12 protein-coding genes are annotated in these 14,787 nt (G+C 65.4%); 4 read left to right on the plus strand and 8 right to left on the minus strand.

The features are described 5' to 3' along the window. Nucleotides 1-158: 158 nt before the first annotated feature. The 3 genes from QZY03_RS10470 to rpoE form a co-directional block, all read right to left on the minus strand. A complete protein-coding gene (locus tag QZY03_RS10470) occupies nt 159-1,100 on the minus strand; it encodes a MucB/RseB C-terminal domain-containing protein (protein WP_295580724.1) in 942 nt (313 codons plus the stop codon). 103 nt (nt 1,101-1,203) lie between these two features. Then, on the minus strand, nt 1,204-1,788 hold the full coding sequence (locus QZY03_RS10475) for a sigma-E factor negative regulatory protein (RefSeq protein WP_295580726.1): 585 nt from the start codon (nt 1,786-1,788) through the stop codon (nt 1,204-1,206). 16 nt (nt 1,789-1,804) lie between these two features. After that, nucleotides 1,805-2,383 (minus strand): RNA polymerase sigma factor RpoE, encoded by a 579-nt coding sequence (rpoE, locus tag QZY03_RS10480; RefSeq protein ID WP_295580728.1) that lies wholly within the window; start codon nt 2,381-2,383, stop codon nt 1,805-1,807. Between the two features lie 219 nt (nt 2,384-2,602). On the opposite strand from rpoE, the gene nadB reads away from it, so the two are divergent. Further along, nucleotides 2,603-4,234, plus strand: coding sequence for an L-aspartate oxidase (gene nadB, locus QZY03_RS10485; protein ID WP_295580730.1), 1,632 nt, complete (start codon nt 2,603-2,605; stop codon nt 4,232-4,234). Nucleotides 4,235-4,251: 17 nt separating this feature from the next. Here the strand turns inward: nadB and QZY03_RS10490 are convergent, their stop codons facing one another. Both QZY03_RS10490 and QZY03_RS10495 read right to left on the minus strand, forming a co-directional pair. Then, a complete protein-coding gene (locus QZY03_RS10490) occupies nt 4,252-5,196 on the minus strand; it encodes a hypothetical protein (RefSeq protein ID WP_295580732.1) in 945 nt (314 codons plus the stop codon). A gap of 372 nt (nt 5,197-5,568) precedes the next feature. Further along, nucleotides 5,569-6,447 (minus strand): hypothetical protein, encoded by an 879-nt coding sequence (locus tag QZY03_RS10495; protein WP_295580734.1) that lies wholly within the window; start codon nt 6,445-6,447, stop codon nt 5,569-5,571. 217 nt (nt 6,448-6,664) lie between these two features. Here QZY03_RS10495 and QZY03_RS10500 point away from each other — a divergent pair, with 217 nt between their 5' ends. Further along, nucleotides 6,665-7,219: a hypothetical protein gene (locus tag QZY03_RS10500; protein WP_295580735.1), complete on the plus strand. Its 555-nt coding sequence runs from the start codon at nt 6,665-6,667 to the stop codon at nt 7,217-7,219. On the opposite strand, the gene QZY03_RS10505 is transcribed toward QZY03_RS10500, so the two are convergent. Then, nucleotides 7,184-8,020, minus strand: a complete 837-nt coding sequence (locus QZY03_RS10505; RefSeq protein WP_295580737.1) for a DNA-formamidopyrimidine glycosylase family protein — start codon at nt 8,018-8,020, stop codon at nt 7,184-7,186. The genes QZY03_RS10500 and QZY03_RS10505 overlap by 36 nt on opposite strands. A gap of 583 nt (nt 8,021-8,603) precedes the next feature. Between QZY03_RS10505 and QZY03_RS10510 the strand changes: the two genes are divergently transcribed. After that, nucleotides 8,604-8,945 (plus strand): HPF/RaiA family ribosome-associated protein, encoded by a 342-nt coding sequence (locus QZY03_RS10510; protein ID WP_295580739.1) that lies wholly within the window; start codon nt 8,604-8,606, stop codon nt 8,943-8,945. A 100-nt stretch (nt 8,946-9,045) separates the two neighbouring features. On the opposite strand, the gene QZY03_RS10515 is transcribed toward QZY03_RS10510, so the two are convergent. Both QZY03_RS10515 and QZY03_RS10520 read right to left on the minus strand, forming a co-directional pair. After that, nucleotides 9,046-10,080: a general secretion pathway protein GspB gene (locus QZY03_RS10515; protein WP_295580741.1), complete on the minus strand. Its 1,035-nt coding sequence runs from the start codon at nt 10,078-10,080 to the stop codon at nt 9,046-9,048. Then, complete coding sequence (locus QZY03_RS10520; RefSeq protein ID WP_295580743.1) at nt 10,077-12,089, minus strand: AAA family ATPase; 2,013 nt, start codon at nt 12,087-12,089, stop codon at nt 10,077-10,079. Before QZY03_RS10520 ends, QZY03_RS10515 begins: the two co-directional genes overlap by 4 nt. A 382-nt stretch (nt 12,090-12,471) precedes the next feature. On the opposite strand from QZY03_RS10520, the gene QZY03_RS10525 reads away from it, so the two are divergent. After that, nucleotides 12,472-14,643 (plus strand): malate synthase G, encoded by a 2,172-nt coding sequence (locus QZY03_RS10525; protein WP_295580745.1) that lies wholly within the window; start codon nt 12,472-12,474, stop codon nt 14,641-14,643. Nucleotides 14,644-14,787 lie beyond the last annotated feature (144 nt).

Below are 14,787 nucleotides of genomic sequence, written 5' to 3' on the forward strand. Positions count from 1 at the left end.
GCGCTTATCCACCCTACGAAACCGGCTCCGTTGTAGGGTGGATAAGGCGCGCCGCTCGGTCTCGGGGACTCGGCACGGCGGTCGCGCGCGCCGCATCCACCAGAGGTCGCGCGGTGCCGCCCAAATTTGGAATTGCTGACCTGGATCTGGATACCCACTCAGGGGTTCGCGTTCACCGCTGAGCGAACGCCCGACACGGCAGCGGCAACGGTCCCGGCGGGAACCTCGCCGACCGCGATCACCTGGTGCCCGTCGACCACCCGCCCGGCGGCGTGCACCGCCCCAATGCGGGTCACCCCGTCGAACCCGTCCACGGCATTGCTCTCGATATAGACCGAATACGATGAGAGGCGATCTGAAAACACGAAATGGTCGATCTGCGCCCCCTGCGGCCCCTCCATCACGTCGTACATGGTCAACTCGAAACCCGCGGGGCGCTGATCGAACCGCCACGCGGGTGGCGGCGGGTCGGCCGACCGGTCCGCAACGACCGGCGGCTGAGCATCCGCGGACTCGGGCAAGGGCGCCGCGGTGGTTCCGCTGAGTTCGATGGACGTGAACAGGAGTTGCTCGATCGCCTCTCCCCGGTGGTCGATCAGGTCCGACTTCAGGGGTAGGCCGGTGGCCCGATCCAGATAAAACTGATACCCATAGCGCACCTCATCCAGGGGCCGGATCGCCACCACGTCGGTGTCCCGACCAGCAACCCGCGCGCTGTCGAGCAGCTCGGTACGATAGCGATCACTGAGGGCGCGCGGGTCGATGGGCTCCGGCTGCATGAAGGCGCGGCGCGCATGGCTCTTGACCAGAATCGGATGGCCGTTCGGCATCACACAGGTCACCCGGTCGCGCTCACGCGTCACGGTGCGCATGGGGCCGCTCATGGAAATGAGCCGCTCCTGCACACGGCCTTCTTCGATCCGGTGCACCAGATGCAAGGTTTCCAGCTGATTGTCGATCAGGTAGACCAGGGTTCCCTGGTAATCGAGTGAGCGCAGGGCCGCGTTCATCCGATCCAACAGTCGGGTCACTGGACCCAGGTCGATCGCATCCGCGCCCGGTGCCGACACACCGGGCAGCGGGCCACAGCCCAAGAGCATGGCAAGTCCGATCGGCAACCAGTGCCGCCGCGACCACCGGCGGCAGCTGCCGGTCGGCACCGCGCGGGCGACACGCAACCCCACACGCTCCCGGCCCGGCACCCTAGCGAACCCGCTCATAGCCCACGAGCGTCGCGTAGGGCAGCAGCCCCTTAACCCCGGCAGCGGGTGCGGTTTCCTGATGATTGACGAGAAACACATCCAATTTGCTGGCCAACGCATCCCGATCAGTATGCCAGCGGCGCAGCGCGTGCTCGATCGCGGCGTCGCCGGCCGCGACGGCACGCTCCGGCTGCGCCCCACCGGCCACGTCAGCACGCGACGCCGACCCGGACACCGGTCCCTGGTTAACACCAGGGACGGCGAAGACCGCGAGCAAGACCACGGCGGCCGCCATCGCGGCACCGGCGAGGGGTGAATGCCAGATCCGTGACCGGACGCCGACGACCGCGCGGGGCATCACCAGGGTCGGCTCGGAGCGCAGTCGCTCACCCACCGTTGCCGCCACATCGCGCACCACCACCTGGACCCGTTCACCACGCAGAACCTGCCCGATCAGGTGGTAACGCTCCCAGGTTGCGCGCAACGCCGGATCCTGTCCGACCGAGTGGACCAGGGGCACGGCATGGCGGATCATCAACTCACCATCGACGAGGGCCGACAACTGGGAAACTTGCTCAGCAGTCATTGGTAGATGCCAGAACTTAGGGTTCAAGGAGCGGACGCAGCCGCTTATCAATAGCCTCCCTGGCCCGGAAAATCCTGGATCGCACAGTCCCGATCGGACACTCCATGGCTTGGGCGATCTCCTCGTACGTCAGCCCCTCGAGCTCGCGCAGGACGATGGCGGTGCGCAGATCCTCCGGCAGGGCATCGAGCGCATCCTGCACGCTGTGGGCGATCTCATCCGTCAACAGTTGACGCTCCGGGGTGGCGTAATCGCGCAACCGTCCGCCCGCGTCCATCAACTCGGCCGTCTCGGTATCCAGATCGTCCCCCGGCGGGCGGCGGCCCTGGGCCACGAGCTGATTTTTCACCGTGTTCACGGCGATCCGGTAGAGCCAGGTATAGAAGGCGCTCTCCGCACGAAAACCCGCCAAGGCACGATAGGCCTTGATGAACGCCTCCTGGGTCACATCCAGAACCTCGCTCGGATCGCGGATGTAACGGCCGATGAGGTTGGCGACCTTCTGCTGATACTTCAACACCAGGAGATCGAAGGCCCGTTTGTCTCCGGCCTGAGCACGTAAGACCAAGGCGTGGTCGGTGTCGCGTTCAGACACGCCCGCTGACCTCGCGTCCGTCAGGTCCGGGGTCCGATGGCATTGACAATTCCTCGTTCGGTTAGTTCGCTGGTACATCAAAGTGCGGTCGAGAAGGTTCCAAGTAAAGCACGTAACCTTGATCCAGGACATGAAATCGGTGAGTGTAGCGACTTGGCCGGACTTTCGGCCCGACCTTCACTGTTGCGCCACCAACCGATCCGCGAGCGAGCCTGAACGATGACCGAGACCGTCCACCGTTACGATTGCCTGATCCTCGGCAGCGGGGCCGCGGGCCTGAGCCTGGCCCTGCGTCTGCCCGCGCAGAGCGCGGTGGCTGTCGTCTCCAAACGGGAGTTGAGCGAGGGCAGCACCGTCTACGCCCAAGGCGGTATCTCAGCGGTGCTCGACGCCAACGACTCAGTGCAATCCCATGTCCAGGACACCCTGAAAGCCGGGGCCGGTCTGTGTGACCCACGCGTCGTCCGGATGGTGGTGGAGCACGGTCCCCGCAATATCCAGTGGCTGCTCGACCAGGGCGTCGCCTTCACCCGCAACGCGGAGTATGTGTCGGCGGGCGGCTATCACCTCACGCGCGAGGGCGGCCACACGCACCGGCGCATTGTACACGCAGCAGACGCTACCGGTCTGGCAGTGGCCACGACACTGGAAGCCCAGGTGCGTGACCGACCCAATATTACTGTGCACGAGCAGCATATCGCTGTCGACCTGATCACCTCGCGTCACCTCGGGGATCAGCGCGCGCATCGGTGTCTCGGGGCCTACATCCTGAACCTCGCGACCGGCCGGGTAGAGACCTATCTGGCGCGTTTCGTGGTGCTCGCCACCGGCGGAGCCAGTAAGGTCTACCTGTACACCAGCAACCCGGACGTTTCCACCGGTGACGGGATCGCCATGGCCTGGCGGGCCGGATGCCGGGTGGCAAACATGGAGTTCATGCAGTTCCACCCGACCTGCCTCTATCACCCGCTGGCCCGCTCCTACCTGATCACCGAGGCCCTGCGCGGCGAGGGCGCGCGACTGCTCCTCCCGGACGGCGAGCGCTTTATGCCGCGCTTCGACGCCCGCGCCGAACTGGCTCCGCGCGATATCGTAGCGCGTGCCATCGACCACGAGATGAAGCGTCTGGGCAGCGAATGCGTTTACCTGGACATTTCGCACCGCCCGGCCGATTTCATCATCGAGCATTTCCCGACCATCCATGCCCGCTGCCTTGAACTCGGCATCGACATCACCCGTGAGCCCATTCCGGTGGTTCCGGCCTCGCACTATACCTGCGGCGGCGTCATGGTCGACGATCAGGCCCGCACCGACCTCGCCGGCCTCTATGCCAGCGGCGAGACGGCCTACACCGGGCTGCACGGGGCGAACCGCATGGCCAGCAACTCGCTCCTGGAGTGTCTGGTGTATTCGGAGCTGGCGGCTGCTGACATCACCCGCCTGATGGCGAAGGGCGGTGAATTGCCCGAGGCGCCGCCGTGGGACGAGAGCCGGGTTACCGAGCCCGATGAAGAAGTGGTCGTCACCCACAACTGGGACGAACTGCGTCGTTTCATGTGGGACTACGTGGGCATTGTCCGCACCAACAAGCGGCTGCGCCGCGCCAAACGACGCGCCGACCTGCTCCATCAGGAGGTGATCGAGTACTACAGCAATTTCCGTGTCAGCAATGATCTGATCGAATTGCGCAACCTGCTCGAAGTGGCGGACCTCATCATCCAATCGGCGCTACGGCGGCGCGAGAGTCGGGGGCTGCATTATACGAGCGACTTCCCCAACAAGGACCGCAGCCAACGCGCACCCACCATCCTCATTCCTGATGGGTATCGGCCGCGCGGGCGGGATGAGTAACGCTTCAGAGCGCATCCTTATGCGATCTGGGCCAGATTTTCCGGCAGTCGCCTAACCTGTCGCTCGTCATCGCGGGCGCTGCGCTCGAGCTGCGCAAGGAACGCGGCCGGCGGCACCAACACCCAACCCCGAAAATCGGCGCCCAATGGCACCGACAACTGACGCGGCGGCCGGTCCTCTGCGACCTCGACCACATAGAGCCCGACATCCCCGTACATTCCGTGAGGGTCTTCGAGGACGGTCCGGCGCGCCCACTCCTCCAGTCCGGCCATGAACGGCCCACTGCGAGCGCCCGCCGCCGAGCGTTGTGCCGCCAGACCAAACAAGAGCAACTTCTTGTATTCATTATCTATATTCGTATCGTCCTGACCGCTGCGAGGGTGCCCATGATGGGTACCCTGGGTCATGCGCCGGACCAGCAGATAGACATAGAGGTCGTGCAGGTCCCGCCAGGCGTTTTCCGGCAACGGCCGACCCCACAGGGCAGCATAATGAATTTGGCGGCCAAAGAACCGGAACAGATTATGCGTCGCCCAGTCACGCCGCTGAACCTGCTGCTCATCCTGGACCAGATAGCAACGATCGAACTGATGCAAGGCCTGGTTCAAATTCTGGAACATCAGCCAGTACAGTCGTTGCTCGACCGTCACCCCGCGCTGAACCGAATCGTCAGCCGACGCTGATCCCAGCGGCAAGGGCGTCACCCAAGGCTTCGGCAGACCGGCACAAGTCTTAAGCACGGGGCGCTTGAGCAACCGCAGCACCGAAAAGCGACGCGATGGTGAGCAGTCCGCCCGGCGCAGGCCATCGAGCGCCAGGACCAGCGCGGGGCCCGATTGGCGCACCCCGGCAGCCCGCAAGTCACGAAGCCACTCACCCGCATCAGGCAAGTCCGCGATGAAGCGCGGCGTGGCAAGGTCACGGATGGTCGCGGTCGCTAACTGAAGGGAGTCTGAGCCCATGATGACCTTCCAATCGAACTCGATCGACAAACCACGGCAAGCCGCTAGGCGATTGCCGAAAAATCCTGTACCAGGTTGGGAAGGATTTTCGTCTGCCTTCAAGGAGCGCCGACAGGAGCATAGCAGCGCTATGTGACTGTCGGCGCGACGCGGAAGGCGGGCGAAAAGACACGCGAGATGATATCGGATTTCACGGAAATCGCCCTGAGTAAACCCCCGCCCCCCACGATTCCCAAGCGCGTCGACGGCGGCACCCTTCCGCATTGAATGCTAGCCGCTGCGGTCGCTCAGGATCTGCCGATTAGCTCCCAGTTTGACAACAGGCAGCGCGGAGCATGGCCCTGAACCGGGGATCTGATCTCAGATGGGGTCTCAGTCAGCGCCGGGGCGGAACCGCTTGCCGTTGGCCTCAATGATGGCGAGAAGATCCGTCGGCAAACGCAAGACCCAGGCCCGATTGGCTGAGCCGAGGGCGCCCGTAACCAGGCGCGGCGGTGTGTCGCGCGATACCTCGACGAGGTAGGTGCCGAGATAACCGAAGTACAAACCAGGATCCTCGAGTGTGCTTGCGCGCGCCCAGTCGTCAAGCCGCTGCGCCTGATCCGGTCCGAGTAGGGTGTCGCTTCTTTGCTCGGCGTACAAGCCAAGGATCAGGAGCCGCTTGTAAGCGGTTTGCGGGTCATCAAACGAATGGGGACCGACCGCTTGCGCCATCTGCGGCCGTGCCGCCTTCATGCGATTGCTGAAGTAGAAAAACAGATCATGCAGTTCCTGCCAGGTATGCGGGGGCCAGGTGCTGCCCCGGAGCACCCCGAGCTCGATTTGTCGGCCCAGCCAGTCGAACATCTCACCAACCAACCAGGCGCGCTCCGCATCAGGATTCAGCAGCATTCCTCGCGCGGAACGGTCCAGGCGCTCCAAGGTCAGCTTGAGGTTCTTGAACATGACGCAGCACAGGCGCTGTTCCAGGGACAACAGTGCCGTCGAGTCAGTCGGCGGTAACCGGCCCTTGGGCAAGTCATCGGCGACATCACGAAGGACGATCGCCAGTTGCTGAAGAATCGCCAATGCACGGGGACCCTCGACCGGTGCCTGAGCCAGTCGCTCCAACTTGAGCAACAGCGACACCAACATCTGACAGAGGCCCTGCCCACTGAGCCGCTTGACCCAGGCAGCGAAGACCGGCGAATCAAACTCCCGATGGGACTGCGCGTGCTCGGGCGGCGGGGCGACTTGATAGCAATTGTCCATGGGTCACGTCGTCAGGTGTCGAAAGGTTCGAAGCAACGATCGCTGTTGCGTGCCGCAAACTCCGCCGGATGGACACGACTGCGCCCTGTCCGGACGCACACGCGGGTACGGTACCACTACCGGGGGTCTTGGGGTGGCGCTCACGGCCCCAATCTGGGATTTTCTTTCCCGGGTGGGTCCGGCGCCGCGGTAACTGAACGAGTGCAGGAATTCAGGCATGGCAATACGCATCAAGAGTCACTGGTGGAACGAAGCGTCTAACCGCACGCTACCTGAAATTGCCTCAGCACTCGCCTTCATCTCCTGGCGCATCGCGCTGGATAAGGCCATCAACCTGCACTGCGAGCGCTTCGTCTACGCGGACGACGCCCAGCGCCTCGGTGTCATCCGCGAATATCTCGCCTTCCTGATCCAGGTCGCCGACCGGCTGGCCCACGGGCGATTCGCCGACGACGAGCGCCGCCTCCTGATTACGAGCCTCGTGCGGAGCGTGATCGCGCATTGCCAGGACAACAGCCAGGATCTGCTCGGTCCGGGGGACTACGGCAGCCCCTTCATCGACCTGCTCAATCGGCGCTCCGAGGACTATGCGCAGTACCAACTCGATCAGGAAGGACCCAGCTACGCCTTTCTGCGACACCTCGGGTTCGAAATTCAGAACCTGATGGGGGCGGGCCAGGAGAATCGCTGGGTGATCGACCAGGTAATGGACAAGGACGGCTGGGATGCCTACAAGTCATTCGCCAAGGCCTTTCGGGACCTCTTCGACTAGCCCTCCCGAATGCGCGCTGCCCTGGCAGACCGGACACCAGTAAGTCGAGCGCGGGTTGCGTCCGAGCCGGTCGCGGCGTATCGGTGTGCCGCAGCACAGGCAGGACTGCCCGGCGCGACCATAGACCCAGAGCCGCGCCTGTCCAGCGCCGGACGGCCGCGTCCGACGCGGTCCGCCGGAAAGATTTCCGTTGAGCAGATCCCCCGCCGTCCTGTACAGTGTACCAAAGTCCGCGCAAGACAGGTCGTCGAGCCGCAGGAGCGGCGAGCGACGGGTCACAAACAGCACCTCTGACTTGTAAACGTTGCCGATGCCGGCAGCCACCCGCTGATCCAACAACAGCTCCACAATCAGCGTGTCCCGCGGCAGCAGTACCAAGGCGCGGTCCCACAGTCGACCCGGGGCGAACGCCTCGCGGGTCAGGTCCGGCCCCAGGTGACGGCGCAGATCCAGATCCCGAAACCCTTGAATTCGCATGCGTTCTACTTCGCGGGCGTTGAAACAAACGTAGACGCGTCCTGCGAGCTCAAGGGTCAATGACGCCTGATGCCGCGGCTTCTGCCAAGGCTCCGCGCGCCCATAGTGGTGCCAGGCGCCATGGAGTCCCAAGTGGCTGCGGAGTCGCTGGCCGTCATCCAGGTCGATGAAGAGATGTTTACCGCGGCTGGTCACTGCCACAACCTGACGCGCGGTCAGTTCGCACAGGTGCTGTCCTCGCACCCAAACCGCGTCCAGCCGACGCCCGGTAAGCCAGCGCTCAAGGACAGCAGCGATGGTGTGAACGGTGTCTCCCTCGGGCATAGCGGGGCTCGGTGGTGGTTTCGGATCGGATGTCGGTGCCGCGTGGGAACCGCGCGGTCGTTAGACAAGAAGACAGTATACGCAACTGTCATACTTACGATTAAGACACAACGCCCGTGGCAAAAAAATCCCCGCACAAAGCGGGGACGATGACAAAGGAGTCAGCGAGCTTCCATGGAAACTCCCTAGCTTCGAGTGCATTTCGATCGAGAAGTTCGACAGCAACCGGCCAACAACCATTGAGTTTTCGCAAGATCACCTTCAGGTTCCGCCAGACAGCGATTGGCCTGGCCCGAGCGATCGACCGCGGGCGAGGTCGTCGCCACCACCGCGGCGGTAGAGCAGCCGGGCTTGTATTTTCGGCCGTAGACGCTATGAATAGTGTCGGCACGAGACTGCGCCCGAGCACATCACCCACCGCGACAACCCAAGAAGATGCTCGCGTCGCACTGTTGAGCGTGCGACCGCTCCACCCGACATATCCACTGACGCGGCGACTCTGCCGCCCATTCCTGCACTCCGGGTTCACCCCGAAGCCGCAGGTCACCTTTTGAACGACAATGAAGTCCTGGAGACTCAACCCATGCCGATAAAGATCAGCGGCGACACCCTGGCCCTGGATAAGGCGATCCGCCGACAGATCGAAAGCGAGGCGCAAAAGCTCGCTGACCGCTTCCCGGATGAAAGCATCGACGCCCTGGCGCGTATCAACGAGGAATTCGATCCCCTGCACGGTCACCGCGTTCGTTGCGAGTTGCGCGCGAATCTGGGACAAGGTCGCCAGATCATCGTGCGCGATGCACGCAAGGATCCGGCCGAGGCCATCAGCGAGGTGTTTGGGACGGCAATGCGCAATGTGCGTCGCCTGCGCCGCCGTTTGGCTGTTGGAGCCGGCAGCCCGGTTCCTCAGGTCGGGGTTGTCTAGCTGCCGCCGCTTGCCGCGAAGGGCGCTGCGTCGCTGACCGGCGGTTCGCTCTCCCCATAACACCGGGCGCGTTCGACCCAATGCAGAGCGGTTACCCCTGCTACCGATGGACGAAAAACGGGTTGCCTTGATGACTCAAGACGACCCCGTCCGCGACGATCTGCTCGACTACCAGCCCCTCGCGCGTCTTCTCCCCGTCGCGGTACTTGAGTCCGTTGATCAAGACGAAGCGACGGGATTGGTTGGCCTCGAAGACGTGCACGGTCATTAAAAAGCTCGGCACGCCGGCTTGCTGGTCGCGCGTCAGGCGCAGCTTGGTCAGGTCACCGGCATAACGCGGCTCCTGCGGCGGCGCTGAAAGTTCAGCCTTCACTTTGGATTCGTTGGGCTGCCTGTTCCCATCGCGCCCCTGGACCTGACCCGTCTTGTTCTTGAACGACTCGATATCGGCAATCAGGTCGGGCGGCACCGGGGTGGGAGCCGGATCCTCCGGCTGCGCAACCGGGATCCACTCATCAGTGTCCTCGGCATAACTCTCGTCGGCTTCCAGTTGGCGTTGGATCTCGACTTCCAGTTCGGCTTCCAGCGCATCCTGGTGGTGGCCTTGGTCGGATGGGCGCGGGGTTCGGCCAAGCGCCGCGCCACGGGGATCGAGCACCGCCGGGGGTGCGCGTACCGCGCCTTTGGGCGGCGGCGCCTCGACCAGGGGCGCCCCGCTCGCGAATGACCGCAATCCCTCGGTGCCCGACGCCGGGCTCATGGCAACCGGTGCCGCCGCTGCCGCAACCGGCGGATTCACGATCGGGGTCTGGCGATCCACACGATCCGGCGTCGTGACGGCGGGGTCAAGCACTGCCGGCGTGACGGCGAGCCGCGCCGGGGACGCGCGCTCGACTGCGCCGGGGGGCGCGGTCGGCAGCGCGACCTGCGGCGGGACCGGAAGCGGCTGACGCAGCGCAGCATAGAGTGCGATCAGCACCGCCGCGGCCGCCAGCCCGACGGAGACCAGAATCCAGGGGCTGCGCGTCGGCACCGCTTCATCCTCGGTAAACAGGCCAGCCCCGTGCAGGGTCGGCACCTGTCCGAGTTCGCGCTCGGCTTGAGACTTTTTCAAGGCCTCCAGGATATAGCTCATGGCGCACCGCGACTCCCTGGCGGTACGGACAGGTTCTGAGCATCAGCCGATAGGCCGATCCGCGAGCGACCTGGATCGGCCGCCGTGCCGTCAACCGTTGTTTGGACGGCGGCGCTCTGCGCCGCGGCCGCGAGCGGCGCGGTCATCAAGTGAGGAATGCCGGGCGTAGTCAAGGCGTTGTTAAGTTGCACCAGAGTCCGGGGGCCGGCGATGCCATCGGGCGACAGCCCGCGCGACACCTGGAATCGGCGCACCGCGGCACCCAGGGCAGCGTCGTACTGAGCCGACCCGTTGTCGGCACTGTCGATACCGGGGGCCTGTGCGAGCAGGCGCCGCAGCCACCGCACGGATTCGCCCGCGGCTCCCGGACCGATCACCGAAGCCCCGGTCGGCGGCGCTTGCCAGACCACGGTGTAGTCACCGCTCCAGATCGACTCGATCCCGTCGAGTGGAACCCGCTCGCTGCCGTCCGGCAGATCCAGGATGGCATCGGTCGCGTCAAGTGCACCGAGCACCGCATACCGACGTTCGCCACCGGCGTCCTTCATGCGCAACAGGACCGGCCGGTCGTAAAACCGGACATGGCTGAGCTTGCCCTGTTCACGTTCGCACCGCAGCCCAAACACCGCCACCCGCCCGCAGGGATCGCCGAAACCCAAATCCTGAACCGCGATTCCCCAGCGGCGTAACAGGACACGCAAGGCAGCCTCCTCCGGCAGACTGATCCGCGCCAGCGCATCCGCCGCGGACTCGGGTTGAATCGCGGCCAGGGAAACGCGCGGCAGGGATGGGGCGAGGGTGTCGGCCGCGACCCCGCTTGGCGTCGGCGGCGCATCAACCGGCACCGCCGTTGCCGCCGCCAGCGGCGCCGCTGCGGGTACCGGGGTGAGGGCAGCAACACCCGGCGCAACCGCATCGGGAGGCAGGGGCGCGGCAGCCGGCTCAACGACTGCGACAGCGGCCTCCGGACCCCTGACTTCGGCTGCCGCCGGGGCCGACGCGACGACCGGGGGATCCACCGCCACCGCACCAACCACCTCCGGCCGCGGCTCAGGCCGCGACTCAGATCCCCCGGCGATCAGGTCCAGCGGGTCACCGTAAAACCGATCGACGGACAGCCAGAGCGCGGTCAGCATCAGGGTCAAGGCCGCGGCTCCCGCAACGGCGGGACGTGCCGCCGCCGGGCGCGCGGTCTTGACCCCCTCGCCACGGACCTCGCGCGCGGCCTTGGTGACCACCGCGGGCGTCACCTGACTGGCGCGCGAGACGCAGGCCCCGAGCAGGGCGCGATCACACAGGATATTGACGACCCGCGGCACCCCGCCCGCGAGCTGGTGGATGCGCCGGATCGCCCCCGCCGTGAACAGCGGGCGGTCGACCCCGGCCACCGCCACCCGATGGCGGATATAGTCACCGGTCTCGGCCGCGCTCAGTGGACGCAAGTGATAACGAGCGGTGATGCGCTGGTTGATCTGGCGCAGCCCCTCACGGTCCAGCATCGTGCGCAGTTCCGGCTGACCGACCAGAAAGATCTGCAGCAGTTTGGCCTTGGTGGTCTCCAGATTGGTGAGCAGGCGGATCTGCTCCAGCACCTTGGGGCGAAGATTCTGGGCCTCGTCGATCATCAGCACCGGACGACGACCGGCCGCGTGGGCGGCGAGCAGATAGTCGTTCAGGCGATCCACCAGGACCTTGACCGAATGCTCCCCCGCCCCGACCGGGATGCGAAACTCGTCGCAGCAGTTGAGCAGCAGCTCGCTGGCGGTCATCGCCGGATTGACGATCAGGGCCACGTCCACCCCCTCCGGCAACTGCTCCAGGAAGGCCCGGCAGACGGTCGTCTTGCCGGTTCCCACCTCGCCGGTAAGCAACACGAAGCCGCCGCTCTCACCGGCGCCGTAGAGCAGATGGGCCAGAGCCTCCTTATGCTGTTCGCTCAGAAACAGGTAGTGGGGGTCCGGGGCGATCGAGAAACTCGGCTCCTTGAGTCCGAAATACTTGGGATACAAGATGATGCTCTTCAGGAAAACAGCGTGTTGGCGTCGACAAACCCGCACGACACGGCGGGCGGGAAAGCCCACATGACCTTGGCAGGGTAGTCAGGGGAGGCCCCAGCGTCAAGGACGGAGAAACACTCGGTGCCGGTCGGCTAACCCGTGCGGATTCAAATAACTGCACCGGTCGTGCTCGCCCACCCGCGCCGCCGCGGCCGGGTCGACGACGCCTCCGCGAGACGGCCGTCACGGCGGATCGCGCGAGAACCCGGCGCGCACCACTTGTGCCGCGTACCGGTTGACCTGACAATCTGGGGGCTGCATCGGGGGCGTCCCGCCGCCCGTGCCAAAACCTACAACGACAGGCCCTCACCACCGGGGGTCGGAGAATCAAGCAATGACTGAGCGAGTGGAAGTGAGCGGCATCAAGGTCGCCAAGCCCCTGTATGACCTGGTGAAGATTGAGATCACACCAGGCACTGGGGTCGACCCTGACCGCCTGTGGAGCGCCTTCGCCGCCATCCTGGCCGAGTTGGCGCCGCGCAACCGGGCGCTGTTGGCCAAGCGCGATGCGCTCCAGGCCCAAATCGACACCTGGCATCGGAACCATCGCGGCCAGCCGATCGACCTCGGGGCTTATCGCGCCTTCCTGTCCGACATCGGCTATCTGGTCCCCGAGGGTCCGGACTTCACCGTGACCACCGCCGATGTGGACGCCGAAATCGCGTCGATCGCCGGGCCTCAGCTCGTGGTCCCGGCGAGCAACGCCCGCTACGCGCTAAACGCCGCCAATGCCCGCTGGGGCAGTCTCTACGACGCGCTCTACGGCACCGACGTCATCCCGGACGAGGGCAAGCTGGCACGCGGCAAAGGCTTCAACGCCGACCGCGGCGCCGAGGTCATCGCCCGCGCCGCGGCTTTCCTTGACCAGGCCGCCCCGCTCGCCGCCGGGTCCCATCGGGAGGCCGTCGGCTATCGGGTGGAGCAAGGCCAACTGGTCGTCGACCTGCCGAACAACAGCCGGACCGGACTGCAAGACCCGGCGCGCTTCGCCGGCTATCTGGGCGACGCGGCCGCACCCACTGCCGTCCTGCTGGTCAACCACGGGTTGCATGTCGAGTTGCAGATCGACCGCGCCAATCCGGTCGGCAAGGCGAGCCCGGCCGGGGTCGCCGATGTGCTGCTGGAGTCCGCCGTCACCACCATCGAGGACTGCGAGGACTCGGTGGCCGCCGTCGACACCGAGGATAAAGTCGGCGTCTACCGCAACTGGCTCGGGCTCATGAAGGGGACCCTGACCGCCCAGTTCAGCAAGGGCGGCAAGATGGTCGACCGCGCCCTGGAGCCGGACCGCACCTACACGGCCCCCAACGGCGGGACCCTCACCCTGCCCGGCCGCGCGCTCATGCTGGTGCGCAATGTCGGCCACCTGATGACCAACGACGCGGTGCTGCTGCCCGACGGCTCCGAGGTCCCCGAGGGGATGCTCGACTGCCTGATCACCTCCCTGTGCGCCGTCCATGACCTGAAAGGCACGGGAACCTTACGCAACTCGCGCACCGGCAGTATCTACATCGTCAAGCCCAAGATGCACGGGCCGGAAGAGGTCCAGTTGACCGTCGACCTCTTCGCCCAGGTCGAGGCCGCGCTGGGTCTGCCCCGCAATACCATCAAACTCGGCATCATGGACGAGGAGCGGCGCACCACCGTGAACCTCAAGGAGTGCATTCGCGTCGCATCCGAGCGGGTCATCTTCATCAATACCGGCTTCCTCGACCGCACCGGCGACGAGATCCACACCGACATGGAGGCTGGCCCGGTACTGCGCAAAGGCGCCATGAAGACCGCCCCCTGGCTGTTGGCCTACGAAGACTGGAACGTCGACATCGGCCTCGCCTGCGGCCTGCCGGGTCATGCCCAAATCGGCAAGGGCATGTGGACCATGCCCGATGAGATGCGCGCCATGGTCGAAACCAAGGCCATGCACCCCAAGGCCGGGGCCAACTGCGCCTGGGTCCCCTCGCCCACCGCGGCCACCCTGCACGCCATGCACTACCATCAGGTCGACGTAGCCGCCCGGCAGGCCGAGATCGCCGCCGGCGGACGCCGCGCCAGCCTCGACACCATCCTGCAGATCCCGCTCGACCCCAAGGGCACCTGGACTCCGGAAGAGACCCAGCAGGAACTGGACCTCAACTGTCAGGCCGTATTGGGCTATGTGGTGCGCTGGATCGACCAGGGCGTCGGCTGCTCCAAGGTGCCGGACCTGAACAACGTCGGCCTCATGGAAGACCGCGCAACCCTGCGCATCGCGAGCCAAGTTCTGGCGAACTGGCTGCACCACGGTGTCATCTCGCGCGATCAGGTCATGGCGACCATGAAGCGCATGGCGGTGGTGGTCGACGGCCAGAATGCCGGTGACCCGTTGTACCAGCCGATGGCACCAGCCTTCGACGGCACCGCCTTCCAGGCCGCCTGCGACCTGATCTTCAAGGGCCGCGAGATCGCCAACGGCTACACCGAGCCGACGCTGCACGCCATGCGGCTCAAGCTCAAGGCCGCGGGCTAGGACGCCCGATCCGGGCGGCGGACCCCAGGCCACTGGGGTCCGCCGCTGGAGTCCAAGGCTTCCGCCTTGGCCAACGCGCGCCAAGGCTGAAGCCTTGGACTCCAAGTGGGCACATGCCGAATACGTTCCGGCCGCAAGAAGCCC

The organism is uncultured Lamprocystis sp., assembly GCF_903933125.1.
Classification (GTDB): domain Bacteria; phylum Pseudomonadota; class Gammaproteobacteria; order Chromatiales; family Chromatiaceae; genus Thiodictyon.